Raw genomic sequence first — 26589 nt, forward strand, 5'->3', positions numbered from 1 at the left:
GGTTTTTGCCGATCCTTGAATTTTTGAGCGTGTTTTCCATGATCGAGCAACCTGCGGCCTGCCGCATCCATGTCGAAGCCCTTGGCGCTGCGTATGAAGCGCCAGCCGAGCAGTGGGCCGAACGCCTGGGCCTGCCGCGTGAAGTGGCGGACGGCGAGTTCGCCTTGCAGGTCGGCGAGCAGGGTTTGCAGCTGCAACAGCTTGGCCCGGACGCACCGGGGCCGGTGCGCGTCGACTTCGTCGAGGGCGGCGCGGCACACCGGCGCTTATACGGTGGTGGCAGCGGGCAGATGATCGCCAAGGCTGTCGGCATCGCCCAAGGCGTGCGCCCGCGCGTGCTGGATGCCACGGCGGGGCTGGGCAAGGATGCGTTCGTGCTGGCCAGTCTCGGTTGCGAAATGAGCCTGATCGAGCGCCAGCCGCTGATTGGCGCGCTGCTGGAAGATGGCCTGGCGCGAGGCGCGGAAGATTTTGACGTGGCGCCAATTGTGGCGCGGATGAAATTGCTCAAGGGCAACTCCATCGAGGTCATGCAGAACTGGGAAGGGGAGCCGCCGCAGGTGATTTATCTCGACCCGATGTTTCCCCATCGCGAGAAGACCGCGCTGGTGAAGAAGGAAATGCGTCTGTTCCGGCCGCTGGTGGGCGATGATCCGGATGCGCCGGCGTTGCTCGAAGCCGCGTTGGCTCTGGCGACGCACCGGGTGGTGGTCAAGCGGCCGCGCAAGGCGCCGTGCATTGAGGGGCCGAAGCCGAGTCATGCGCTGGATGGCAAATCGAGCCGGTATGACATTTATCCGAAGAAAGCGCTCAAGCCCTGACACCGAGTCGCTGCTATTCGCGAGCAGGCTCGCTCCCACCTTGGAATGCATTTCAACTGTGGGAGCGAGCCTGCTCGCGAAGGCGTCCGCCCAAGCAACGCAAGGCTGTCAGGGGCGATAGGCACGCATAAACAACGCTACAACTTCCTGCACATGGCTTTCCGCTGCCTCTTCAGTCAACGGCTCCCCACACCCATACAACAGCCGAAAATTCCCCGCACCCTTGATCAGGCAAAAGAAATGCTCGGCGGCATTGCGCGGCAGATCGATGCTCAGCGCGCCGGTTTCGTGGATGCGCGTCAACAGCCGTTCCATGCCCTGCACCATGCGCTGCGGGCCGGCCTCGAAGAAAATCAGTGACAGCTTCGGGTCCTGACTGCCGAGTGCCATGATCAAGCGGTGCAGATTCACCGATTCATCACTGTTGATCAGGTGATGAAAGCCGCGCGCAATGTTCAGCAACACATTTTTCACGGCGATGCCTTCGGGCAATTCGAAGAACAATGGCGGCAATTGCTCCTCGCATTTGGCCACGACGGCAGCGGAGAACAGCGTCTCCTTGTCGTTGAAATGGCTGTAGACCGTCAGCTTCGACACGCCGGCCTCGCTGGCGACCGCGTCCATGCTGGTGTTGGCATAGCCATGACTCAGAAACAGAATTTTCGCCGCGTCGAGGATTGCCTGGCGCTTGGCCAGATCCTTGGGACGGCCCGGACCGTTTGGAGCTGAAAGATTGTTCGACATTCTTCGCTTTTAATACTGGACTGGTGAGTTTGCTATTAATAACATACCCGCCAGTATAATTATTCCAAGCACCATTAGCGAAAGGTCCGTCACCATGTTCCGCCATGCGTTGTCCCTCGCGTTGCCAGTGAGTCTGGCGTTCCTTTTGTCAGCGTGTGGTCAGGAAGAGGCGACGCAAGTCACCGTGCGACCGGCCATGGTGGTGCAGCCAGAGCCTTCGGCGCAGGCCATGGAAAGTTATCCGGGCGAGGTGCGCGCCCGCTATGAACCCGATCTGGCCTTTCGCATTGGCGGCAAAGTCAGCCGACGACTGGTCGATGAAGGTCAGCGCGTGAAGGCCGATCAGCCACTCGCCGAACTCGATCCGCAAGATGTACGCCTGCAACTGGAAGCCACCCGCGCCCAGGTTGCCGCCGCCGAAGCCAATCTCAATCTGGTCCGCGCCGAGCGCGATCGCTACAAGACCCTGATGGATCGGCAGATGGTCAGCCGCTCGGCTTACGACAACGCGGAAAACCTTTACCGTTCCGGTGACGCCCGCCTCAAACAAATCAAAGCTGAATTCAACGTTTCGACCAATCAGGCCAGTTACGCGGTGCTGCGTGCGCCGCAGGACGGCGTGGTGGCCAAGCGTTCGGTCGAGGTGGGGCAGGTCGTCGCCGCCGGGCAAACCGTGTTTACCCTCGCCACCGATGGCGAACGCGAAGTGCTGATCAGCCTGCCGGAGCAGAGCTTCGGCCGCTTCAAGGTCGGTCAGCCAGTGACGGTCGAACTGTGGACGCAGCAGAACCAGCGCTTCGCCGGGCAGATTCGTGAACTGTCGCCCGCCGCCGATCCGCGTTCGCGCACCTTTGCTGCACGTATTTCCTTCACCGGCGGCAAAGTCCCGGCCGAACTGGGCCAGAGCGCCCGTGTGTTCGTGCAGTCGGCCGACAGCGTTTCCCTGTCGGTGCCGCTCTCGGCACTCACTGCCGAAAACGGCGCGACCTACGTCTGGGTCGTCAACGGCAACAACACCTTGAAGAAAACCCCGGTGCGCATCGGCCCGTTCGGCGAAAAAACCGTGCCGGTACTCGAAGGCTTGAACGCCAGCGACTGGGTAGTCGCCGCCGGTGTGCATGTGTTGCTCGAAGGGCAGCAGGTGCGTCCGGTGGATCGCTCCAACCGTGTGGTCAATCTGGCGGACAAGGAGTAAGCCCCGATGCGCTTCAACCTTTCCGAATGGGCGCTGCGTAATCGCCAGATCGTACTGTTCCTGATGCTTCTTCTGGCCATCGTCGGTGCGCTGTCCTACACCAAACTGGGCCAGAGTGAAGACCCGCCGTTCACTTTCAAAGCCATGGTGATTCAAACCCGTTGGCCGGGTGCAACCGCGCAGGAAGTCTCGCGCCAGGTCACCGAACGCATCGAAAAGAAACTGATGGAAACCGGCGAGTACGAACGCATCGTGTCGTTCTCGCGCCCCGGTGAATCGCAAGTCACGTTCATTGCCCGCGACTCGATGCACTCCAAGGAAATCCCCGACCTCTGGTATCAGGTGCGCAAGAAGGTCAGTGATATTCGCCAGACCTTGCCGCCGGATATTCAGGGGCCGTTCTTCAATGATGAATTCGGCACCACGTTCGGCAATATCTATGCGCTGACCGGCGACGGTTTCGATTACGCCGTGCTCAAGGATTACGCCGACCGCATCCAGATTCAGCTGCAACGGGTCAAGGATGTCGGCAAGGTCGACCTGCTCGGTTTGCAGGACGAGAAGATCTGGGTCGAGCTGTCCAACGTCAAACTGGCGACCCTCGGCTTGCCGCTGGCGGCAGTGCAACAAGCGCTGCAAGAGCAGAACGCGGTGTCGACCGCCGGGTTCTTTGAAACCGGTAGCGAGCGCTTGCAACTACGAGTCTCAGGGAATTTTCAGACGGTGGAGGAGATAAAAAACTTCCCGATCCGCGTCGGTGATCGTACGTTCCGCATCTCCGATGTGGCCGACGTGCGTCGCGGTTTCAACGATCCACCGGCGCCGCGCATGCGCTTCATGGGCGAAGACGCGATTGGTCTCGCCGTGGCGATGAAGGACGGCGGCGACATTCTGGTGCTTGGCAAAGCGCTGGAAGGCGAGTTCTCGCGCATCCAGAAAAACCTCCCGGCCGGTATGCAATTGCGCAAGGTTTCCGACCAGCCGGCGGCGGTGAAAACCGGGGTCGGCGAGTTCGTTCAGGTACTGGTCGAAGCGCTGGCGATTGTCTTGCTGGTGAGCTTCTTCTCCCTCGGCGTGCGCACCGGCATGGTCGTGGCGCTGACCATTCCGCTGGTGCTGGCGATGACCTTCGCCTGCATGTATTACCTCGGCATCGGCCTGCACAAGATTTCCCTTGGCGCGTTGGTGTTGGCGCTGGGCTTGCTGGTGGACGACGCGATCATTGCCGTGGAAATGATGGCGATCAAAATGGAGCAGGGCTTCGACCGCATCCGTGCGGCGAGTTATGCCTGGACCAGCACTGCGTTCCCGATGCTCACCGGTACGTTGATCACCGCCGCCGGGTTTCTGCCGATTGCCATGGCGCAGTCCGGTACCGGCGAGTACACACGTTCGATCTTTCAGGTGGTGACCATTGCGTTGCTCGCATCCTGGGTGGCGGCGGTGGTGTTTGTGCCGTATCTGGGGGAAAAACTCCTGCCGGATCTGGCGAAAATTCATGCGGCCAAACATGGCACTGGCGATGGACAGCCAGATCCGTATGGCACGCCGTTTTATCAGCGCGTTCGGCGCTTGGTGGAGTGGTGCGTGGCGCATCGCAAGACCGTGATCGTGCTGACAGTCGGGCTGTTTATCGCCTCGGTGATGTTGTTCCGCTTCGTTCCGCAGCAGTTTTTCCCGGCCTCGAATCGACTGGAGTTGATGGTCGATCTGAAGCTCGCTGAAGGTGCGTCGTTGGCCAATACCACTGGCGAGGTCAAACGGCTGGAGGCGATGCTCAAGGATCACGCCGGCATCGACAATTACGTGGCTTACGTCGGCACCGGATCGCCGCGTTTCTATCTGCCGCTGGATCAGCAATTGCCGGCGGCGAGCTTCGCGCAGTTTGTGGTGTTAGCGAAAACCATTGAGGAGCGTGAAGCGCTGCGCAGTTGGTTGATCGAAACGCTCAACGAACAGTTCCCGGCGCTGCGTTCGCGGGTTACGCGCTTGGAAAACGGCCCACCGGTTGGCTATCCGGTGCAGTTCCGCGTCACCGGTGAGCACATCGAGGAAGTCCGGGCGTTGGCGCGCAAAGTGGCGGCCAAGGTTCGTGAGAACCCGCATGTGGTCAATGTGCATCTGGATTGGGAAGAGCCGAGCAAGGTGGTCTACCTGAATATCGATCAGGATCGCGCGCGGGCGTTGGGTGTGAGCACGGCCAATCTGGCGAAGTTTCTGCAGAGTTCGTTGACCGGGTCGAGTGTCAGCCAGTATCGCGAAGACAATGAGTTGATCGAGATTCTGCTGCGCGGCACGGTGCATGAGCGCACTGAATTGTCGTTGCTGCCGAGTCTGGCGGTGCCGACGGATAACGGCCGCAGTGTGGCGTTGTCGCAGATTGCCACGCTGGAATATGGCTTTGAGGAAGGGATTATCTGGCACCGCAATCGCCTGCCGAACGTGACCGTGCGCGCGGATATTTATGGCAAGGAGCAGCCGGCGACGTTGGTCAAGCAGATCATGCCGACACTGGATTCGATTCGCGCCGAGTTGCCGGATGGTTATCTGTTGGATGTCGGCGGTACGGTGGAGGATTCCGAGCGTGGGCAAAAATCGGTGAATGCTGGGGTGCCGATGTTCATTGTCGTGGTGCTGACGCTGTTGATGGTGCAGTTGCGCAGTTTTTCGCGCACGGCGATGGTGTTTTTGACGGCGCCTTTGGGGTTGATCGGGGTGACGCTGTTTTTGATGGTGTTCCGTCAGCCGTTCGGGTTTGTGGCGATGTTGGGGACCATTGCGCTGTCCGGGATGATCATGCGTAATTCGGTGATTCTGGTGGATCAGATTGAGCAGGATATTGATTCGGGGCTTAAGCCTTGGCAGGCGATTATCGAGGCTACGGTTCGACGCTTCAGGCCGATTGTGTTGACGGCGTTGGCGGCGGTTTTGGCGATGATTCCGTTGTCGCGGAGTGTGTTTTTTGGGCCGATGGCGGTGGCGATCATGGGCGGGTTGATTGTTGCGACGGCGTTGACGCTGTTGTTTTTGCCGGCGTTGTATGCGGCTTGGTTCCGGGTGCGTAAGGACGCTTGATTGTTTTGTGACGTGGCGGCCTTCGGGCCGACCATGCTCTGGTTGTTCTTTGTGAATATCCGTTGCTTCGGGGGCTGCCGCTGGCGGTTTCGCTCTTACAGCGAGTCCCTTTGGCAAACGCCCCAAAGGAACCAAAGGTCTGTGCCCTGACGTTCGGCCCGCTCGCTGGGGCTCGGGGTTCCTTCGCTCCGGGATCGATCCGGGGGGCATCGCCTACGGTTTGCTTCGCTGCACCTCCTCTCGATGTGTTCGACTTCGTCGAACGGTCGCTGCGCTCCCACCCCCGGATCAATCCCTCCACTCAGCCTGCCGACGGGCTTCCAGATCAAGATCAAAAGCTGCAGCCGAGCTAACGCTCATCCTGTTGAGTGGTGAGGAGCAGAAGCGATCTGCTCTCGCTTTTCTGTGGGAGCGAGCCTGCTCGCGAAGGCGGCCTGACAGCCGACCTGTTTTTTGCAGATGTACCCCATCCAACTGTAGGAGCGAGCCTGCTCGCGAAGGCGGCCCGAAAGCCGACCTGTTTTCCGCAGGTGTACCCCATCCAACTGTAGGAGCGAGCCTGCTCGCGAAGGCGGCCTGACAGCCGACCTGTTTTTTGCAGATGTACCCCATCCAACTGTAGGAGCGAGCCTGCTCGCGAAGGCGGCCCGACAGCCGACCTGTTTTCCGCAGGTGTACCCCATCCAACTGTAGGAGCGAGCCTGCTCGCGAAGGCGGCCCGACAGCCGACCTGTTTTCCGCAGGTGTACCCCATCCAACTGTAGGAGTGAGCCTGCTCGCGAAGACGGCCTGACAGCCGACCTGTTTTCCGCAGGTGTACTCAATCCAACTGTAGGAGCGAGCCTGCTCGCGAAGACGGCCTGACAGCCGACCTGTTTTCCGCAGGTGTACCCCATCCAACTGTAGGAGTGAACCTGCTCGCGAAGACGGCCTGACAGCCGACCTGTTTTCCGCAGGTGTACCCCATCCAACTGTAGGAGTGAACCTGCTCGCGAAGACGGCCTGACAGCCGACCTGTTTTCCGCAGGTGTACTCAATCCAACTGTAGGAGTGAGCCTGCTCGCGAAGACGGCCTGACAGCCGACCTGTTTTCCGCAGGTGTACCCCATCCAACTGTAGGAGTGAACCTGCTCGCGAAGACGGCCTGACAGCCGACCTGTTTTCCGCAGGTGTACTCAATCCAACTGTAGGAGTGAGCCTGCTCGCGAAGGCGGCCTGACAGCCGAACTGTTTTCCGCAGGTGTACCCCATCCAACTGTAGGAGTGAGCCTGCTCGCGAAAGCGGCCTGACAACCTGTTTCCGCAGGTGTACTCAATCCAACTGTAGGAGCGAGCCTGCTCGCGAAGGCGGCCTGACAGCCGACCTGTTTTCCGCAGGTGTACCCCATCCAACTGTAGGAGTGAGCCTGCTCGCGAAGGCGGCCTGACAACCTGTTTCCGCAGGTGTACTCAATCCAACTGTAGGAGCGAGCCTGCTCGCGAAGGCGGCCTGACAGCCGACCTGTTTTCCGCAGGTGTACCCCATCCAACTGTAGGAGTGAGCCTGCTCGCGAAGGCGGCCTGACAGCCGACCTGTTTTCCGCAGGTGTACCCCATCCAACTGTAGGAGTGAGCCTGCTCGCGAAGGCGGCCTGACAACCTGTTTCCGCAGGTGTACTCAATCCAACTGTAGGAGCGAGCCTGCTCGCGAAGGCGGCCTGACAGCCGACCTGTTTTCCGCAGGTGTACCCCATCCAACTGTAGGAGTGAGCCTGCTCGCGAAGGCGGCCTGACAGCCGACCTGTTTTTTGCAGGTGTACTCAATCCAACTGTAGGAGTGAGCCTGCTCGCGAAGGCGACCCGACAGCCGACCTGTTTTCTGCAGATGTACTCAATCCAACTGTGGGAGCGAGCCTGCTCGCGAAGGCGGCCCGACAGCCGACCTGTTTTCCGCAGGTGTACCCCATCCAACTGTAGGAGTGAGCCTGCTCGCGAAGGCGACCCGACAGCCGACCTGTTTTCCGCAGATGTACCCCATCCAACTGTGGGAGCGAGCCTGCTCGCGAAGGCGGCCTGACAGCCGACCTGTTTTCTGCAGATGTACTCAATCCAACTGTGGGAGCGAGCCTGCTCGCGAAGGCGGCCTGACAGCCGACCAGTCTCTAGCTGAAGGCCCATAGCCCGCTTTACCTGCGCCACTTCCTACATCTTTTTCAGAAGCCTCTGATCTTGAGCCAGATTGCCTCGGATGTTGTACTCCAGCCTCTGCTTTCCAGCCTTCCTGAGTTTGTCTTGATGAAAAAGCCGCCAGCATTGAAAGGTAGAACCGACGCGGTGTTCGACTTGTTGGTGCGCCCGACTCACCGGCAACGTCTGGCTGATTATCTTGCGCTGCTCAAGCCGCTCGATGATCAAGGTCGTTATCTGCCATTCGAAACGTTGCGTTATCGCTGGGCGTCGGGTCTGGATGCCAGGCTGTGCTGGGCGTTGGTCAAGAAGGCGCGGGCGGCCCAGTACATTAACCTTCTGCCACTGGGCGAGCCGGTGCAGTGGGGCAAGTATCTGTTCACGCCGCTGGCACAGAAAACCATCTCCATCGTCGATCGGCAGGCCAGTACGGCCGCGCTGGAATACATGACCAGCCAGATCGGCGAGCGGGCGCATTTCAGTTATCTGCTCAATGACTTGATCGAAGACGAGGCCATCGCCAGTAGTCAGCTGGAGGGCGCGGCGACTACCACGCGCGTGGCCAAGGACATGCTCAAGCGGCAGCGTCTGCCCCGTACTCCGGATGAGCGCATGGTGTTGGGTAATTACCGGATGATGAATTTTGCCTGGGAGATGCGTTACCAACCCATGAGCGTGGAGTTGATTGCGGCGATTCATCGGGTGGGTGTCGAGGGTATCGATGACGAGCAGTATTCCCCCGGGGTGTTCAGGATCAATGACGAAGTGGTCGTTCAGGACGGGGCGGGCAACACGGTGCACCGGCCGCCACCTGCAGCAGGATTGGTGTCGCGGTTGGAGCGACTGTCGCACTGGATCAACCTGCCCGAAGGCTCACCGCAAGAGACGAGCTACCTGCATCCACTGATCAAGGCAATCACGCTGCATTTTGCCTTGGGCTACGAACATCCCTTTCGCGACGGCAACGGGCGGGTCGCCAGGGCGTTGTTTTACTGGTTCATGTTCAAGAACGAGTTTGCGGGGTTTCGCTACGTAGCGATCAGTTTGTTACTGCGTAATGCGCCGGTGAAATACGGACGTTCATACCTGCATACCGAGGCGGATGAGCTGGATCTGACGTACTTCATCGAATTCCAGTGCTCGGTGATCCAGCGAGCGGTGCTCGGGTTTACCGATGTTTACCGCAAGAGCGTGGGGTGCTCCGAAGAGTTCGAGCGCAGGCTGAAGAATTGCGGCTTCTTTGATCAACTCACGGAAAAACAACGCGCGTTGTACGAGGTGGCCAAAAACGGAGTGGCGAAGGAGTTCACCGCGAGCAATGTGGCTGAGAACTTTGCTTGCTCGTATAGCGAGGCGATGTCGGCACTGGATGGATTAGACGAGTTGCGGGTTTTTGAACGAAGGAAGATGGGGCGGGAGTGGGTGTTCTTTTTACGTAAACCTGTCGGTGGATGGAAGCACGGGAGCGAATTCCTTCGCCCCCATGTTGTGACGGCTTAAAGCGTGCCGAACACCTTCTTCGCCAGACTGGTCGCCGCAGCAGCCGGGTTCTGGCGGATGGTTTCTTCCTGTTTGCCGATCATTTCGAACAGGCCATTCAGCGCTTGCTCGGTCACGTAGTTTTCAACATTGGCGCTCTTCGCATCGACAACGCCAAACGCAGCGGCCTGACCCGCGAACGAGTTGTACTTCTGCGCCACGCCAACCTTGTCGGTTGCCTGTTTGACGATCGGCAGGAACTTGGCGCGGATCTGTTCGCGGCTGGATTTGTCGAGGTATTGCGTGGCCGAATCCTTGCCGCCGCTGAGGATGCCTTTGGCGTCTTCCACGCTCATTTTCTTCACGGCGTCGACAAGGATTGGCTGGGCCTGGGTCACCGCGGATTCGGCAGCCTTGTTCATCGCGGTTTCCAGTTCTTCGACCTGGGCGCCCATGCCGAAGGCTTTCATCTTGCTTGCGGCTTTGCCGAGTTTGCCCGGGAGTTCGATCTTTACGTCGGGGTTGTTGCTGAAACCGCCGGGGGTGCCGAGTTGCTTGACGGCGATTTGCGCGCCTTGGGTCAGGGCATCCTTGAGGCCGCCGGTGGCGTCTTTTTGCGACAGGTCACTGAGCGACAGGGCCAGCGCGCTGGCGGAGATCATCAGGCCTGCGCACAGGCCAGCGAAGCGAAGGGTAGGGCGGAGCATGGCGGCTTCCTTGTTGCGGAAAAGGGCTGCGGAAATGGATTAACGAACGGCGTCGACGCGGATTTTCAGCGGCTGCGGGTCGTTGCCGTCGAGTTGCACGGCGTGGTTTTCGGTGGTGATGAACATCAACTCACCGTTGACTTCAATGCGCGCGCTGACCGAGTAACGGTGGCCCGGTTTGACTTGGGCCGGATCGTAGCTCAAGTGGAAGGGCAGCGGCACCTGGCCTTTGACCGGGCCTTTTTGCTCGTCCAATACGACGGCTGGCGCATCGGCTAGCGAGACGTCTTGCAGGCTGACGCTGAGGGTCGCGCTCGGTGGCAGGGCGATGCGCTGCAGGTAGAACACTTCACCGTCGAGGCCGACCTTGCCGGCAGGTGTGGTCGATTGGCAGGCGCTCAACAGTGTGGCGGCGGCGAGCAGGGTGAGTTTTTTCATCGGGAATTCTCCTATCAGTGTGGGAGCGACGGTGCGACGATTCGACCTGCTCGCGAAAGCGGTATTTCAGTCACTGAGATGTCGACTGACACTCTACCTTCGCGAGCAAGCTCACTCCCACCAGGTTTGCATCAGGTCTCGGGTTGGGCGACGACCTGATCGGCAGCATCTTCACTGCGATGCAGTGCAACTTGGCGGATCGACAAACGAATCTCCGCCGGCAACACGCGTTTGGCCGCACCTTCGGCGAGTTCGCCGAGCAGTTCGTGGTAACTCAGTTTGCCGGCCTCGTCGCGGCGCAGCACGTCGAGGTCGAGCAGGGTCTGGATGAAGTGACGGAACAGACTCTTGTCGAAGAACTCCGGCGCATTCAGGCCGTGTAGGATCGACAGGCGCTGAGCCATGACCGTACAGAGGTCTTCCAGCTCTTCGGCGCTGATGCTGTTCTGGCCGCTGTTGAGCAGCAAGGACACGGTCATGTAGAAGCGCTGCAAGGTCTGAGCGATGCTCTTCGACAGCAGCGTCAGCAAGACGAAATGCCGCGAACTCGGTGCCGGACGCAGATAGACGTCTTTCTCGAAACGCAGCAGGCCTTGCTCGACGAACGCTTCCAGCCACTGATCGACTACGCCGTCCAATTCGTCCAGCGTCCAGCGAATGAACAGTTCCGATTGCAGGTACGGATACAACGCGCGGGTGTAGCGCAGGATCTGTTCGCGACTCATGCGCGAAGCGCTCTGGAAGAAGCTCGCCAGCAACGCCGGCAACGCGAAGATGTGCAACACGTTGTTGCGGTAGTAAGTCATCAGGACGGCATTCTGCTCATCCAGATAGAGAATCTTGCCCAGCGCATCGTTCTGCTCGGCGAGCAGGTCCATGTCCTTCACATGCTCGATCAGCGCGCGGCCATCGCCTTCCGGCAGCGTGGTGTGCGGCGAGTACGGGACTTTGCGCAGCAGCGCCAGGTACAGATCCAGCACTCGCGCCATGGCACGATCATCCAGCGCCAGACGCGTAGTCGACAGCAGCGCCAGCGCCACCAGGTTGACCGGGTTGATCGCCGCCGCTTCGTTCAGGTGCTGCGCGACTTTTTCGCCGAGGCGATTGGTGGTTTCGTTGAGCCACGCCGGTTTGTACTGCGGGCCGAGTTCCTGCTGGCGCCAGTCCGGTTGCTCGGCGTCGAGGAATTCCGCCAGTTTGATCGGCTCGCCGAAGTTCACCGCGACCTGACCGAAACGCTGCTTGAGCGCACCGATGACTTTGAAAATGTCGAAGATCGATTCTTTCTTCTTGCTCGCCCCGCGCAACTCGCCAAGGTAGGTACGACCTTCCAGTACGCGCTCGTAACCGATGTATACCGGCACAAACACGATCGGCATGCGCGACGAACGCAGGAAGCTGCGCAGGGTGATCGCGAGCATGCCGGTTTTCGGCTGCAGCATGCGCCCGGTGCGCGAGCGCCCACCCTCAACGAAATACTCGACCGGGAAACCTTTGGTGAACAGCGTGTGCAGGTATTCGTTGAACACCGAGGTGTACAGCGGATTGCCCTTGAACGTGCGGCGCATGAAGAACGCGCCGCCGCGACGCAGCAGGCTGCCGATCACCGGCATGTTCAGGTTGATCCCGGCGGCGATGTGCGGCGGGGTCAGGCCGTTGCGGAACAGCAAATACGAGAGCAGCAGGTAGTCGATGTGGCTGCGGTGGCACGGCACGTAGATCACTTCGTGACCCTGGGCGACTTTCTGCACGCCTTCGATGTGGTTGACCTTGATGCCGTCGTAAATCTTGTTCCAGAACCAGCTCAGCACCACTTCGAGGAAGCGAATGGCGGTGTAGGTGTAGTCCGAGGCGATCTCGTTGCCGTAGCGCAGGGCCTGCGCCTTGGCTTTCTCCGGCGAGATGTTTTCGCGCTCGGCTTCGTCGAGGATCGCTTGCTTGACCAACGGCTGGTTGAGCAGGCCTTTGACCAGGTTACGGCGGTGGGAAATGTCCGGGCCGATGACCGCTGCTTTCAGATTGCGGAAGTGCACGCGCAGGATTCGCTGGGCCATGCGCACGGTGCGTTCGTGGCCCTTGTTGTGCTCGATCAGCTCGCGCAGGTGAATCGGCGCCGAGAATTGCACGCGGGTTTTACGGCCGAGAACAATGATGCTCAGCAGACGACGCAGGCGCCCGGTGACGGCCCAGCTGTCGGCGAACAGCAGCTTCCACGGACTGTTTTCGCTGTCCGGCGATTGGCCCCAGAACACGCTGACCGGGATGATTTGCGCATCTTCGGCAGCATTCTGGGTGAGGGCGCTGACCAGACGGGTCAGGGTCGGCGGCGCACCGCGTTTGTCCTGGCGGCCGAGCCAGTCCGGATCCGGCGTCAGGTAGAAAAACGCTGCCGGCTCGATCAGCGAACCCACCGACACCGGCAGCACCGGACGCGGCAGACCGGCCTTGGTGCACTCGGTGTCGAGCACGGCCAGATCGGTCAGCGAAGGGTTTTGCAGGACGTAGAACACCGGACGACTGCGGTCGAGGTTGAGGGTGAACGACGACTGGTTGATCGTCTCCGAGCGGACCCAGAGGTACAACAGTCGGCGCAGGGTGCCAAACACAAGACGGCGGAACGGGGAACGGGTCATACGGCTTCTGCATGAGTGGATAAAACCGAGCGTTTGCTCGGGTGGGCGATAGTGTGCCGGATTACTCGAAAATCGGCAAAAAAGCGGCGAAGTAATCTCCTGTTGAGACTTTCCGCACCTGTCATATACTCGGCGGTCTGTCGCCGGGGCCCTTTTATGGACGTCGGACGCAGGCTGACGTTCCTCTAAGGCTTTCCTGCGAAAAGCCTGTTCAATAATAAAAAAGGAGTATGAACAGATGGCAACACGTGAAACCGGCAACGTGAAGTGGTTCAACGACGCCAAGGGCTACGGCTTTATCCAGCGCGAAGACGGGGTGGACGTGTTCGTGCACTACCGCGCGATTCGCGGCGAAGGGCATCGGTCGCTGGCTGAAGGTCAGCAGGTCGAGTACGCGGTGATTACTGGCGAGAAGGGTTTGCAGGCTGAGGACGTTGTAGGCCTGTAACACAAACCTCCAGAACGCCAAAAACCATTGTAGGAGTGAGCCTGCTCGCGATTGCGCTGAATCAGTCAACATTGATATCGACTGGCACACCGCAATCGCGAGCAGGCTCACTCCTACATGGGATCTGTGTTTATGCGGTTTTCCAGGTGATTTCTTCTTCACCGTCTGCGCTGATGCGCATCCAGCGATCCGCTGTCTCCTCACCTTCTTCTTCAACCCACGTCCCCGGCGCGCAACGCACTTCGACGTTCAGCGCAGCGAATGCGGCGCGGGCGCAGGCGATGTCGTCGTCCCATGGGGTCTGGTCGCTTTCCAGAAAAAGGCTGTTCCATTTGCCCACGGCTTTCGGCAGCCAGGTCACTGGCACGTTGCCGGCCTTGCACTTGTAGGTCTGGCCTTTCTGTACCCAGTCGCTGCACGGGCCCAGCGCGGCGCCCAGCCAGGCCGAAATGGCCTTGTGGTCGACGTCGGCGTCTTTCAGGTAAATCTCGATATCCGGTTGGCGCATGGATGTCCTCACTGCGGGTCTGAAAAATCCATTCGCGGATTTAGCCGGCCCCGGGCACTCGCCCGAGACCAAAAGTTATTGAAGAACGAAATAATCGTAGCGCATCGACACGGTGGTCTCGAACGGCTCGGCCTGTTCGATGACTGCCGCACGACGCTCGGCACTGGCGCGCCAGCCGTGGGGTGTCATCGCCAACAGGTTGGCGCGATCCTCGGGCTTGTCCAGCGTTAGCTTGAATTCCAGGGTTTCACTGTGCGCCAGCGCCATGCCTTGCGGCACCAGGGCCAGATGCTTGTCGTCGGTGTATTCGCGAACTTCGTCGTACAGGCGTTCGCGCAGTTCCATCAGGTGGCCGCTGGTCGGGCCGACTTTCATCAGACCACCGCCGACACTGAGCAAACGCTTGGCTTCTTCCCAGTCCAGTGGACTGAAAACGCTGGCGAGAAACTGGCAACTGCTCGACGCCAACGGCACACGGGCCATGCTGGCGATCAACCAGCTAATCGCCGGGTTGCGCTTGCAGGCGCGTTTGACCGCCTCGCGGGAAATATCCAGCGCGTAGCCATCAGCGTTCGGCAAGGCCTCGGCGATTTGCGCGGTGTAATAACCCTCGCCACAGCCGATGTCGACCCAGCGATCCGGCGCATAACTTGCCGCCAGTTCAGCCAGACGCTTGGCCACTGGCGCGTAATGGCCAGCGTTCAAGAAGTCCCGGCGCGCCTCGACCATGGCCTGGTTGTCGCCAGGGTCGCGGCTGTTCTTGTGCTGCACCGGCAGCAGGTTCAGGTAACCCTGGCGCGCACGGTCGAAGCGGTGGCCGGCGGGGCAGACCACGCCATTGTCCACCGCATTCAGCGGTTCATTGCAAATGGGGCAAGCGAGCATCAGGCGAGCAACTTGATCAGGGTCTGGTAGTAGATCTCGGTCAGTACATCGAGATCCGCCGCCAGCACGCGCTCGTTGACCTGGTGAATGGTCGCGTTGACCGGGCCCAGTTCAACAACCTGCGTGCCCATGGTCGCGATGAAACGGCCATCGGAAGTACCACCGCTGGTCGACGCTTTGGTCTCACGGCCGGTGATGCCCTTGATGCTCGCCGACACCGCGTCGAGCAGTGCGCCCGGTTCGGTGAGGAATGGCAGGCCGGACAGCGCCCAGTCGATGTGCCAGTCCAGATCGTGCTTATCGAGAATATCGGCTACACGTTTCTGCAGGCCTTCGACGGTCGATTCGGTGGAGAACCGGAAATTGAACACCGCCACCAGATCACCCGGAATCACGTTGGTCGCGCCAGTGCCGGAATTGACGTTGGAAATCTGGAAACTGGTCGGCGGGAAGAAATCGTTGCCGTGATCCCAATGCTCGGCGGCCAGTTCGGCCAGTGCCGGAGCGGCGAGGTGAATAGGATTCTTCGCCAGATGCGGATAGGCCACGTGGCCCTGAATGCCTTTGACGGTGAGCTTGGCGCCCAGCGAGCCGCGACGACCGTTCTTCACCACGTCACCAACCAAAGTGGTGCTCGACGGTTCGCCGACGATGCACCAGTCCAGACGCTCGTTACGCGCGGCCAAACGCTCGACCACCGCTTTAGTGCCGTGGTGCGCCGGGCCTTCTTCATCGCTGGTGATCAGGAACGCGACCTTGCCCTTGTGGTTCGGGTAATCGGCGACGAAACGCTCAGCGGCGACGGTCATCGACGCCAGGCTGCCTTTCATGTCTGCCGCGCCACGGCCGCAGAGCATGCCGTGTTCGTCGATCAGTGCGTTGAACGGGTCGATCTGCCATGCGGTGACCGGACCGGTCGGCACCACGTCGGTGTGGCCGGCGAAGCACAGCACGGGGCCGTCGTTGTTGCCGTGGGTCGCCCAGAAGTTATCCACATCTTCGATGCGCATCGGCTCGAGGCTGAAACCGGCATCGCCCAGGCGCTGCATCATCTGCTTCTGGCAATCGGCGTCGACCGGCGTCACGGACGGACGGCGGATCAGGTCGATGGCGAGTTGGAGGGTCGGCGAAAGGTCGGCGTGGGCCGTCATGGAAAACTCCGGGATCATGAATTTGAGCGAGGGCCAATGTGGGAGCGAGCCTGCTCGCGAATGCGGTGTATCAGGCAACATAAGGGTTGAATGTTACAAAGCCTTCGCGAGCAAGCTCGCTCCCACAGGGATTGGGTTCGGTCGGTTACACCGCGTATCACGCCAAGCCCCGCAAAATGGCGGTTATCTTAAAGCAAAACGGCGACCATTGGCCGCCGTTTAGTGCATCGATGAGGATTTAGACGACCGGTGCCGGCTCAGGCGCAGCGGCCGGTTTCGGCAACGACGACAGGAACGCCATGATCAGCGCCGCCAGATACGGCAGCGACTGCACCAGCAACATCACCACCCAGAAACGCATGTCGTTGCTTGGCATGCCATTGACCAGGAAGATCCCCAGCGCCGCGCCCCACAACAGCAGCATGATGAACAGCTCTTCCCGCGCTTCGGAAATCGCCACCCAGAAGCCGTGGTTGTCGGCGTTTTTCGGCGTGCGGAAGAACGGAATGCTGCTGGTGAAGAAACCGTACAGCACCGCTTTGGCGATGGTGTGCGACAACGCCAGCCCGGCCAGTGCCGCGCAGAATGCATCCTTCAGGTTCACGCCGACGGCGCGACGATAGAGGAAGATGATCTTGCCGACCTTGAACACGAACAGCGCCAGTGGCGGGATTGCGAAGATCAGCAGCGGCGGATCGACGCGTTGCGGCACGATGATCATTGCCGCCGACCACAACAGCGCACCGACGGTGAAGAAGATATTCATGCCGTCCGCCACCCACGGCAACCAGCCCGCGAGGAAATGATAACGCTGGCCACGGGTCAGCTCGGTGTCCTTGCCGCGCAACAGGCTGCCGGTGTGGCGTTTGATGATCTGAATCGCACCGTAGGCCCAGCGGAAACGCTGTTTCTTGAAGTCGATAAACGTATCCGGCATCAGGCCCTTGCCGTAGCTGTCGTGGTAATACGCCGCCGACAGGCCTTTTTCGAACACGCGCAGACCGAGTTCGGCATCTTCACAGATGCACCAGTCAGCCCAACCCAATTCTTCCAGCACCGAACGACGGGTCATGGTCATGGTGCCGTGCTGAATGATCGCGTCACGGTCGTTACGAGTGACCATGCCGATATGGAAGAAGCCTTTGTACTCGGCGTAGCAGAGCTTCTTGAAGGTGCTTTCGTTCTGGTCGCGATAATCCTGCGGCGATTGCACCACAGCGATTTTCGGGTCGGCGAAGTGCGGCACCATGTGCTTGAGCCAGTTCGGATGCACGCAGTAATCGGAGTCGATCACGGCGATCACTTCGGCATCCTTGGCGGTGTGCGGAATCAGGTAGTTCAGCGCACCACCCTTGAAACCGGCCAGCGGCGAGACGTGAAAGAACTTGAAGCGCGGGCCGAGGGTTTCGCAGTAATCGCGCACCGGCTCCCATACCGCCGGATCCTTGGTGTTGTTGTCGATGATCAGGACCTCGTAGTCCGGATAATCGAGCGCTGCCAGTGCGTCGAGGGTCTGTTTGACCATCTCCGGCGGCTCGTTGTAGCACGGCACGTGGATCGAGACTTTCGGGCGATAGCTGGAGTCGCCCTCGACCGGCAGAAATTCGCGCCGCCGCTTGTGAATCCACACCGCTTCGGCCAATTCATGCGCTTCGGTCAGCAACACGATAAACACCCCGAGCGCACCCAGCGCCAAGAGGAAGCCCACCGTCAAACTGAACCACGTGCTGTATTGCAGGCTGTAGTCGTAACCGATCCACACCAGCACCGAACCGCAAAGGAAGGCGATAAAGGTCAGGAAGATCCGCCCGCGTTGACGCAGGGCCGAGCCGTCGATCATCAGCAAGGTCAGCGACAACAGCGCCAGCACCACCGAACCGATGGCCAGCACGCGCCATTGCGGGATCGCGACCACCGGGCCTTCGAAGTTGAATTTCTGCTGACGCGCGGCGTTGAACACGCCCCAATAGGCGCCGACCGAACCTTCATCGCTGGCCTTCCACGGCTGGTCAAACGCTTCGATCACGAAGTAGTTGAAGCCTTGGCGATTGAGCTTGTTGACCAGGGTACGCAGGTAAATCGCTTGATCCGCCGGCGACGCATCGGCGCCACCGCGCATGCGACCGTTGCTCGGCCAGCCGACCTCGGAGAGCAGCAGCGGTTTTTTCGGGAACAGTTTTTTCAGATCGCGAGCGCGGTCGAAGACGAACTGGCCAGCCTTGTCGACCGGAATGAATTCCCAGTACGGCAGAACGTGCGCAGCAATCAGGTCAACGTGCTTGGCCAGCTCTGGATGTTCTTCCCAGACGTGCCATTGCTCGGAGGTGGTCACCGGCACTTTCACCGCAGCGCGCACGCGATCAAGCAATACGCTCAGCTCTTGGGCGGTGATTTCCTTGCGGAAGATCGCTTCGTTACCGACCACCACGCGCACCACACTGCGTGAGGTATTGGCCAGTTCGATCGCGCGGGTGATTTCCCGTTCGTTGCGTTCCTGGTCGGGGCTGATCCAGATCCCCAGGGTCACGCGCAGGCCGAATTCTTCAGCCAGTTTCGGGATGTCTTGCAGCGAGCCGTCGACCGAGTAGATGCGGATGTTGTCCGTCAACTTGCTCATGATCTCCAGATCGCGGCGCATTTCGTCGTCAGTCGGATACTGATCCTTCTGCGGGAATTGTCCTTGCTGGAACGGCGAATAGGAGAAACCGGAGATCTGCTCCGGCCAGTTCGGCGCGGAAACCGGGCGATTGATCAGCGCCCAGAAACCGGTGAACAGGGCAGCGATTGCCAGAACCACCACCAGGTTGAGTCCAAATTTACGCGATGACATAGCTATTTCGGGTTCCAAAGGCTGTGGAACGGAGGATCGGTCGGCTAGACGCCCGAGGGGCGCGCATCCTACACCGGCAGTTCGCAAGTCGTACATCAGACAGGGAAATGCCCGACATTGGGCAGCCGACTTTGACTTAAGTTCTTACACTTGTAGCTCGAAGCTTAAAACTTGTCGCTGTGTAGCCCTATAATGCGCGCCGGTTTTTGGGGTAATGGTCATGAGTACAGAAGATCCGCGGTTTGCAGGCATTGCCCGTTTGTATGGCATCGAGGGCCTGGCGCGCCTGCGCGCGGCCCATGTGGCGATCGTCGGCGTCGGTGGCGTCGGTTCCTGGGCGGCGGAAGCCATGGCCCGTTGTGGTGTCGGCGAGATTTCGCTGTTCGACCTCGATGACGTCTGCGTCAGCAACGCCAACCGTCAGTTGCACGCACTGGACAGCACCGTCGGCAAGCCCAAGGTCGAAGTGATGGCCGAGCGTCTGCGCGGGATCAACCCGGATTGCACCGTGCACGCGGTGGCGGATTTCGTCACCCGCGAGACCATGGCCGAATACATCACGCCGAATATTGATTGCGTGATCGACTGCATCGACGCGGTCAACGCCAAGGCTGCGCTGATCGCCTGGTGCAAGCGCCGCAAGATCCAGATCATCACCACTGGCGGTGCGGGCGGGCAGATTGATCCAACGTTGATTCAGGTGTGCGATCTAAACCGCACCTTCAACGATCCATTGGCGTCGAAAGTGCGCTCGACACTGCGGCGCGATTATGGCTTCTCGCGCACCGTGACCCGCCATTACAGCGTGCCGTGTGTGTTTTCCACGGAACAACTGCGTTATCCGAAGCCGGATGGCAGCATTTGCTTGCAGAAGAGTTTTGTCGGCGATGGCGTGAAACTGGACTGTGCCGGCGGGTTTGGTGCGGTGATGATGGTCACGGCGACGTTCGGCATGGTCGCGGCGACCAAGGCTGTGGACAAGATTGTCGCCGGTGTTCGGCGCCCGGCGGATCGCATTAAACCTGAGGTTTGATCGGTGAGGCTGATGGCCTCTTCGCGAGCAGGCTCGCTCCTACAGGGGGAATGCGTTCCAATTGTAGGAGTGAGCCTGCTCGCGATGGCTGCGAAGCAGCCGCTTTAAAGTGCCAACTCATTCATCCGCTGGAGCACAGCATTCAGGCCATTGCTGCGCGATGGCGATAGCTGGCGCGACAGGCCGAGCTGATTAAACCAATCAGGCAAGTCGATTTGCTTTAAATCAGTCGCCGACAACCCGTTGACCCGCAACAGCAACAACGCCACCAACCCGCGAATCATCCGTGCATCGCTGCTCGCGCTGAATTGCCAGTGACCGTCGTGCAGTTCGCCAACCAGCCACACCTGACTCTCACAGCCATGCACCCGGTTCGCCTCGCACTTATCCGCATCACCAAGCGGCGGCAGACGATCACCAAACTGCATCAACAATCGCGCCCGCTGTTCCCAGCCGGCCGCGTTCTGAAAGATCTGCAACGCTTCTGCCGCTTCGACCGGCAAGCTCATCGCAACAACTCCAGCGCCTGATCCAGCGCTTCGAAAAAGCGCTCCAGATCCTCGGAGTCGTTGTACAACGCCAGCGACACGCGGATCGCCCCGGCCAGTTCGAAGCTTTTCAGCAGCGGCATGGCGCAGTGGTGCCCGGCGCGCACGGCAATGCCTTGCTCGGTCAGCAGATGCGCCAGATCGGCGTTGTGCACGCCCTCGACGACAAAACTTGCCAGCGCCAGTTGCGGCTTGCCGAGCAGACGAATGCCATTACGCGCCGCGAGGCCACGCAGCAAATAGTCATGCAACGCGGCTTCATGAGCAGAGACCGCGTCCTGATCCAGACCCGCCAGATAATCCAGCGTCGCGCCGAGGCCGATCACACTGGCAATTGGCGGCGTGCCCGCTTCAAAACCCAGTGGCGCCGGGCGAAAGCGCGCGTCGTGATAATTGGCTTCCAGCACCATCTCACCGCCGAACTGCCAGGGCTTCAACTGCTCAAGTGCTGCATTGCGCCCGAATAGCACGCCGAGGCCATCCGGGCCATACAGCTTGTGACTGGAAAACACATAAAAGTCGCAACCCAGCGCCTGCACGTCATGCCGACCATGAACCACGCCCTGCGCGCCATCGACCACGGTCAGCGCGTTCTGCGCCTTGGCCATGCCCAGCAACGCCGGCAATGGCTGCCATGCACCGAGCACGTTGGACAGCTGACTGACCGCCAGCAAGCGCGTGCGCGGGCCGATCAGATGCACAGCGGCGGCGAGGTCGATCAGGCCGTCGTCATCCAGCGGCAGGATCACCAGTTTCAGAGCGCGACGTTGCGCCAGTTGCTGCCACGGCAGCAGGTTGGCGTGATGCTCCAGGGCGCTGATGACAATTTCATCGCCCGGGTGGAAAAGATGTTCGAGGCCATAGGCCAGGAGATTCAGCGCACTGGTGGCGCCGTGGGTAAAGACGATCTGCCCGCTGTCACCGGCATTCAGCCACTGGGCGACCTTCAGCCGACTGTCCTCGAACGCCTGCGTCGCGTGAGCGCCGGGCAGGTGTTGCGCGCGATGCACATTGGCCGCGCCATTGGCGTAGTAATGCGTCAACGCGTCGAGCAGGGCCTGGGGTTTTTGCGTGGTGGCAGCGTTGTCCAGATAAGTCTGGTCTTGCCGTTGCAGCGCGGTGATGGCCGGAAAATCGGCGCGCCACGGGGAGGGAATCATCACGGTCTTTAGCCCTGGTGAAGAGGGGCGGGATGTACGCCAAATCCTGTAGGAGTGAGCCTGCTCGCGATGGCGTCCGTGAGGGCGCTAAAAGCATCGCGAGCAGGCTCACTCCTACAATGGATTATCCAAGCACTTAGTTGTGAGCGTGCAGCGCTTCGTTCAGTTCGATCGCCGATTTGTGGGTCTTGCATTCCACAGCACCGGTTTCCGAATTGCGACGGAACAGCAGGTCAGTCTGACCAGCCAATTCACGCGCTTTCACAACCTTGACCAGGTTGTTGTTTTCGTCGAGCAGCGCCACCTTGGTACCGGCGGTCACGTACAGGCCCGACTCAACGGTGTTACGGTCGCCCAACGGGATGCCGATACCGGCGTTGGCGCCGATCAGGCAGCCTTCGCCGACCTTGATCACGATGTTGCCGCCGCCCGACAGGGTGCCCATGGTCGAGCAACCGCCGCCCAGGTCCGAGCCCTTGCCGACGAACACGCCAGCCGACACGCGGCCTTCGATCATGCCCGGGCCTTCGGTGCCGGCGTTGAAGTTGATGAAACCTTCGTGCATCACGGTGGTGCCTTCGCCTACGTAGGCGCCCAGACGCAGACGTGCCGCGTCAGCGATACGCACGCCGGCCGGAACCACGTAGTCGGTCATTTTCGGGAACTTGTCCACCGAGAACACTTCCAGCAGCTCGCCACGCAGACGGGCTTCCAGTTGCATTTCCGCCAGTTCGCTCAGGTCAACAGCACCTTGGCTGGTCCAGGCAACGTTCGGCAGCAGCGGGAAGATCCCGGCCAGGCTCACGCCGTGTGGCTTGACCAGACGGTGCGACAGCAGGTGCAGCTTGAGGTAGGCCTCAGGGGTCGAAGTCAGCTGTGCGTCTTCAGCCAGCAAAGTGGCGACCAGCGGCTTGTGGCTTTCAGCCAGACGGGTCAGCAGCTTGCCTTGCACGGCGTCGATGCCTTTCACGGCTTCGGCCAGTTGCGCAGCCTGAGCGGTGGTGAAGGTGATGGCCTGGTTGCCTTCGGTGTAACCGAGGATCGGCGCAACCGCCGCGACCAGTTCGGCCGATGGGTTGAGCAATGGCTGTGCGTAGAACACTTCCAGCCACGCGCCTTGACGGTTCTGAGTGCCGACACCAAAAGCGATGCTGAACAGGGAATTGGACATGTAAATACACCTCTACAAAGAGTGACGGGCTGCTTACTTCAGAGCGGCCGCGTAGATATCTGGCTTGAAGCCAATCAGGGTTCGGTCACCGAGATCGAGCACCGGGCGCTTGATCATCGAGGGTTGAGCGAGCATCAGTTCGATGGCTTTCGACTGGTCGAGATCGGCTTTGCGTTCGTCGTCGAGTTTGCGAAAGGTCGTGCCTGCGCGGTTCAACACCGTTTGCCAGCCATGCTCGTCACACCATTGGGTCAGGTGTTCACGGTCGATGCCGGCGGTTTTGTAATCGTGAAAGTCGTAACTGACAGCGTGTTCATCGAGCCAGGTGCGCGCCTTCTTCATGGTGTCGCAGGCTTTGATGCCGAAAAGGTGCAACGTTTTACTTGAAACGGTCAAGGAATTGCCCCCTTTACAGGTGCTGGAGAAAAAATGGTGTCGGATTATGCCATGACCAAAGCGTTTCGTCGGCCACGGTTGTCGTAACGCTGCAAAACCTGTGGGAGCGAGCCTGCTCGCGAAAGGGCCATTTCAGTCAATATCGGTGTTGAATGATCCACCGCATTCGCGAGCAGGCTCGCTCCCACAAGGGACTGCAATCCGGCAGCTGCGACATAGGTGCAACGGTCAGACGCATCCTAAGCGGCTAATATGGCAGTTCAACGCTGTCGATTGTCTGAGATTTCCGCTTTATGCAAACCGCTTACACCGTCCTGATCCTGCTGATGCTGGTCAGCGTCTCGCGGCTGGTCGGACGGGTCATCCCGTTGCCACTGCCTCTGGTGCAAATCGGCGCCGGTGCCTTGCTCGCCTGGCCGACCTTGGGTCTGCATGTGGCCCTCGATCCCGAATTGTTTCTGTTTCTGTTCCTGCCGCCCCTGCTGTTTTCCGATGGCTGGCGCATGCCCAAGCGCGAGTTCTGGCATTTGCGCGGGCCGATCCTGACGCTGGCGGTCGGGCTGGTGCTGTTCACCGTGGTCGGTGCCGGGTACTTCATTCATTGGTTGTTGCCGTCAATTCCGTTACCGGTAGCCTTTGCCCTCGCGGCGGTTTTGTCGCCGACCGACGCCGTAGCGGTGTCGGCCATTTCGCAAAACCGTTTGCCGACCCCGCTGATGCATATATTGCAGGGCGAGGCGCTGATGAACGATGCCTCGGGTCTGGTGACCTTCAAGTTCGCCCTGGTAGCGGCCATCACGGGCGTGTTCTCGCTGACCAACGCCAGCCTGACCTTTGTCGTGGTGGCGCTCGGCGGGTTGGCGGTCGGTGTGGCCTTGAGCTGGCTGGTCGGGCGCTTGCGGGCATGGATGATCGCCCGCGGCTGGGATGATCCGGCCACTCACGTGGTGTTCATGTTGCTGTTGCCGTTCGCTGCTTATGTGTTGGCCGAGCGTCTTGGCGTGTCGGGCATTCTCTCGGCCGTGGCGGCGGGGATGATGCAGAGCTGGCTAGATCTGCTGCCTCGGCAGACCAGCACTCGACTGCTTAATCGCAGCGTCTGGTCGCTGCTGGAGTTCGCATTCAACGGCTTGATCTTCCTCCTGCTTGGCCTGCAATTGCCGGACATCATCAAAGCTGTGGTCAGCCATGAACCGACGCTCTGGCCAACGTTGTTCTATCGCTGCCTCGATGTCGTGGCGATATTCTTCGCGCTGGTGTTACTGCGGTTTATCTGGGTGCAAAGCATCTGGCGATTATCTGTGCTGCTGCGCCGTTTGCGTGGCAAGGGCGAGCTGACGCAAGTCCCGACCGCGCGCTCCTGCTGGCTGCTGACCGTCGGCGGTGTGCGCGGTGCGGTGACCCTGGCCGGTGTGATGTCAGTACCGATGTTGATGGGGGCTGATGCGTTTCCCGAGCGTGATCTGCTGATTTTCATCGCTGCCGGAGTGATTCTGCTGTCGCTGGTTTCGGCCTGTATCGCGCTGCCTCTGCTGTTGCGCGGCATCGAAAAAAGCCCGGACGACAAGCGGCGCCAGGAAGTGCGTGATGCCTGGCGCAAAACCGCAGAAGCGGCGATTCATGCGCTGGAGACCGAGGAAACCACCCCGCAGGACGCCGCTCAGGCTGCGCTGTCGGCCGAGTTGAAGGCGCGGATCATGTCCGAGTATCGCCATCAGCTCGATGTCTTCAACGACTCCGCCGAAGCGCAGGCCTTGGCGTTCCAGATGGATCTGCTCGAGCGTCGCATGCGCCTGAAAGGGCTCAGGGCACAGCGCCTGGAACTGTATAGCCTCAGTCGACATCACCAGATCGGTGATGACGTCCTCAGAGAAGTGTTGGCCGATCTGGATTTGAGCGAAGCCAATCTGGGGAAGGTCAAGTAACTCATCGGGATGCCCGCACAAAATTCCTTGTGCGGGCTCTTGATGATTACTTCTGGCGAGTGATGAAGGCGCGAATCCGTTCAGCGGCTTCGACACATTCTGCCAGCGGCGCAACCAGCGCCATGCGCACACGGCCAGCGCCCGGGTTGACGCCATCGACGTCGCGGGACAGGTAAGAACCCGGCACCACGGTCACGTGCTCCTGCTCGAACAGATCACGGCAGAACGCGGCGTCATCACCTTGCACGCTCGGCCACAGATAGAAGCTGCCGTCCGGACGCTGCACGTCCATCACCGGGCTAAGGATTTCCAGCACCGCATCGAACTTCTCGCGGTACAGCGCACGATTGGCGCGCACGTGGACCTCGTCGTTCCACGCGGCAACGCTGGCCAGTTGGGTTTGTACCGGCATCGCGCAGCCGTGGTAGGTGCGATACAGCAGGAAGCCTTTGAGGATGTCGGCATCACCGGCGACAAAACCTGAGCGCAGACCCGGCAGGTTGGAGCGCTTGGACAGGCTGTGGAACACCACGCAACGCTTGAAGTCCTTGCGGCCCAGTTCGACGCAGGCCGTCAGCAGGCCTGGCGGCGGCGTTTGCTCGTCAAAGTACAGTTCGCTGTAGCACTCGTCGGCGGCGATCACGAAATCGTACTCGTCGGCCAGGGCGATCAGCTTTTTCAGGGTATCGACCGGGATCAGTGCGCCGGTCGGGTTACCCGGCGAGCAGAGGAAGAGGATCTGGCAGCGTTTCCAGATATCTGGCGAAACGGCATCGAAATCCGGGTTGAAGCCGTTTTCGTCGAGGCATGGCAGGTAGTGCGGCTTGGCCCCGGCGAGGAACGCGGCGCCCTCGTAGATCTGATAGAACGGGTTCGGGCTGACCACCAGCGCGTCGTCGCCACGGTTGACCACGGTCTGGGTGAATGCGAACAACGCTTCACGGGTGCCATTGACCGGCAGCACGTTGCGCGCCGGATCGATCCAGCCGCTCGGCACGCCGAAACGCCGCTCGCACCAGCCGGCGATGGCTTCGCGCAGGGCGGGGATGCCGAGGGTGGTCGGGTATACGGCCATCTGATCCAGACTGTTCGCCAGGGCTTCGGCGACGAAGCTTGGCGAACGGTGTTTCGGCTCGCCGATCGACAGGGCGATCGGGCGTTTGTCCGGGTTCGGCGTCACGCTGCCGAGCAGAGCGCGGAGCTTTTCGAACGGGTACGGCTGGAGCTGGTTCAGAGCGTTGTTCATTGGGGCTGGGTCTCTCGCAAAGCCATTTGA

Annotated in this window: 20 protein-coding genes; 7 read left to right on the top strand and 13 right to left on the bottom strand. The window is 60.3% G+C overall.

Features of this window, described 5'->3' with window-relative positions; all coding sequences use genetic code 11:
• Window positions 1–38 precede the first annotated feature (38 nt).
• Window positions 39–821, top strand: coding sequence for a class I SAM-dependent methyltransferase (locus AC5SEM_RS02095; RefSeq protein WP_495472075.1), 783 nt, complete (start codon window positions 39–41; stop codon window positions 819–821).
• A 108-nt stretch (window positions 822–929) separates the two neighbouring features.
• On the opposite strand, the gene AC5SEM_RS02100 is transcribed toward AC5SEM_RS02095, so the two are convergent.
• Window positions 930–1565, bottom strand: a complete 636-nt coding sequence (locus AC5SEM_RS02100; RefSeq protein WP_495472076.1) for a TetR/AcrR family transcriptional regulator — start codon at window positions 1563–1565, stop codon at window positions 930–932.
• A 94-nt stretch (window positions 1566–1659) separates the two neighbouring features.
• Between AC5SEM_RS02100 and AC5SEM_RS02105 the strand changes: the two genes are divergently transcribed.
• From AC5SEM_RS02105 to AC5SEM_RS02115, 3 genes are all read left to right on the top strand, one after another.
• A complete protein-coding gene (locus AC5SEM_RS02105) occupies window positions 1660–2760 on the top strand; it encodes an efflux RND transporter periplasmic adaptor subunit (protein WP_495472077.1) in 1101 nt (366 codons plus the stop codon).
• Between the two features lie 6 nt (window positions 2761–2766).
• The gene (locus AC5SEM_RS02110) at window positions 2767–5835 is read left to right on the top strand and encodes an efflux RND transporter permease subunit (RefSeq protein ID WP_495472078.1); all 3069 of its coding nucleotides are present in this window, start codon (window positions 2767–2769) and stop codon (window positions 5833–5835) included.
• A 2274-nt stretch (window positions 5836–8109) separates the two neighbouring features.
• On the top strand, window positions 8110–9501 hold the full coding sequence (locus AC5SEM_RS02115) for a Fic family protein (RefSeq protein WP_495473436.1): 1392 nt from the start codon (window positions 8110–8112) through the stop codon (window positions 9499–9501).
• On the opposite strand, the gene AC5SEM_RS02120 is transcribed toward AC5SEM_RS02115, so the two are convergent.
• From AC5SEM_RS02120 to plsB, 3 genes are all read right to left on the bottom strand, one after another.
• Window positions 9498–10187 carry a DUF4197 domain-containing protein gene (locus AC5SEM_RS02120; protein WP_016985113.1) on the bottom strand — a complete coding sequence of 230 codons (690 nt, stop codon included), beginning with the start codon at window positions 10185–10187 and terminating at the stop codon, window positions 9498–9500. The genes AC5SEM_RS02115 and AC5SEM_RS02120 overlap by 4 nt on opposite strands.
• Before the next feature lie 39 nt (window positions 10188–10226).
• Window positions 10227–10625 carry a YbaY family lipoprotein gene (locus AC5SEM_RS02125; protein WP_016985112.1) on the bottom strand — a complete coding sequence of 133 codons (399 nt, stop codon included), beginning with the start codon at window positions 10623–10625 and terminating at the stop codon, window positions 10227–10229.
• A gap of 131 nt (window positions 10626–10756) precedes the next feature.
• Complete coding sequence (gene plsB, locus AC5SEM_RS02130) at window positions 10757–13258, bottom strand: glycerol-3-phosphate 1-O-acyltransferase PlsB (protein WP_095119305.1); 2502 nt, start codon at window positions 13256–13258, stop codon at window positions 10757–10759.
• Between the two features lie 238 nt (window positions 13259–13496).
• Here plsB and AC5SEM_RS02135 point away from each other — a divergent pair, with 238 nt between their 5' ends.
• On the top strand, window positions 13497–13706 hold the full coding sequence (locus tag AC5SEM_RS02135) for a cold-shock protein (RefSeq protein ID WP_053117589.1): 210 nt from the start codon (window positions 13497–13499) through the stop codon (window positions 13704–13706).
• A 130-nt stretch (window positions 13707–13836) separates the two neighbouring features.
• Here the strand turns inward: AC5SEM_RS02135 and AC5SEM_RS02140 are convergent, their stop codons facing one another.
• The 4 genes from AC5SEM_RS02140 to AC5SEM_RS02155 form a co-directional block, all read right to left on the bottom strand.
• Window positions 13837–14214, bottom strand: coding sequence for a hypothetical protein (locus tag AC5SEM_RS02140; RefSeq protein ID WP_495472079.1), 378 nt, complete (start codon window positions 14212–14214; stop codon window positions 13837–13839).
• Window positions 14215–14289: 75 nt separating this feature from the next.
• Window positions 14290–15099, bottom strand: a complete 810-nt coding sequence (locus AC5SEM_RS02145; protein ID WP_495472080.1) for a putative RNA methyltransferase — start codon at window positions 15097–15099, stop codon at window positions 14290–14292.
• Complete coding sequence (gene dapE, locus AC5SEM_RS02150) at window positions 15099–16250, bottom strand: succinyl-diaminopimelate desuccinylase (RefSeq protein WP_495472081.1); 1152 nt, start codon at window positions 16248–16250, stop codon at window positions 15099–15101. Before dapE ends, AC5SEM_RS02145 begins: the two co-directional genes overlap by 1 nt.
• Window positions 16251–16488: 238 nt before the next feature.
• Window positions 16489–19080 carry a glycosyltransferase gene (locus AC5SEM_RS02155; protein ID WP_123594895.1) on the bottom strand — a complete coding sequence of 864 codons (2592 nt, stop codon included), beginning with the start codon at window positions 19078–19080 and terminating at the stop codon, window positions 16489–16491.
• A gap of 220 nt (window positions 19081–19300) precedes the next feature.
• Here AC5SEM_RS02155 and tcdA point away from each other — a divergent pair, with 220 nt between their 5' ends.
• Entirely contained in the window at window positions 19301–20113 is an 813-nt protein-coding gene (gene tcdA, locus AC5SEM_RS02160) for a tRNA cyclic N6-threonylcarbamoyladenosine(37) synthase TcdA (protein WP_495472082.1), read from the top strand.
• A 104-nt stretch (window positions 20114–20217) separates the two neighbouring features.
• Here tcdA and AC5SEM_RS02165 read toward each other — a convergent pair whose 3' ends face one another.
• From AC5SEM_RS02165 to AC5SEM_RS02180, 4 genes are all read right to left on the bottom strand, one after another.
• A complete protein-coding gene (locus AC5SEM_RS02165) occupies window positions 20218–20622 on the bottom strand; it encodes a SufE family protein (RefSeq protein ID WP_495472083.1) in 405 nt (134 codons plus the stop codon).
• Window positions 20619–21824, bottom strand: coding sequence for an aminotransferase class V-fold PLP-dependent enzyme (locus AC5SEM_RS02170; RefSeq protein ID WP_495472084.1), 1206 nt, complete (start codon window positions 21822–21824; stop codon window positions 20619–20621). The genes AC5SEM_RS02165 and AC5SEM_RS02170 overlap by 4 nt, the downstream gene beginning before the upstream one ends.
• A gap of 133 nt (window positions 21825–21957) precedes the next feature.
• Window positions 21958–22992, bottom strand: a complete 1035-nt coding sequence (dapD, locus tag AC5SEM_RS02175) for a 2,3,4,5-tetrahydropyridine-2,6-dicarboxylate N-succinyltransferase (RefSeq protein ID WP_077571310.1) — start codon at window positions 22990–22992, stop codon at window positions 21958–21960.
• A 33-nt stretch (window positions 22993–23025) separates the two neighbouring features.
• Window positions 23026–23334 carry an arsenate reductase gene (locus AC5SEM_RS02180; protein WP_042607053.1) on the bottom strand — a complete coding sequence of 103 codons (309 nt, stop codon included), beginning with the start codon at window positions 23332–23334 and terminating at the stop codon, window positions 23026–23028.
• 347 nt (window positions 23335–23681) lie between these two features.
• Here AC5SEM_RS02180 and AC5SEM_RS02185 point away from each other — a divergent pair, with 347 nt between their 5' ends.
• Window positions 23682–25313 carry a Na+/H+ antiporter gene (locus tag AC5SEM_RS02185; RefSeq protein WP_495472085.1) on the top strand — a complete coding sequence of 544 codons (1632 nt, stop codon included), beginning with the start codon at window positions 23682–23684 and terminating at the stop codon, window positions 25311–25313.
• 46 nt (window positions 25314–25359) lie between these two features.
• On the opposite strand, the gene dapC is transcribed toward AC5SEM_RS02185, so the two are convergent.
• Window positions 25360–26559: a succinyldiaminopimelate transaminase gene (gene dapC / locus AC5SEM_RS02190; RefSeq protein WP_495472086.1), complete on the bottom strand. Its 1200-nt coding sequence runs from the start codon at window positions 26557–26559 to the stop codon at window positions 25360–25362.
• Window positions 26560–26589: the final 30 nt, after the last annotated feature.

Source organism: Pseudomonas sp. CH61 (assembly GCF_059429415.1).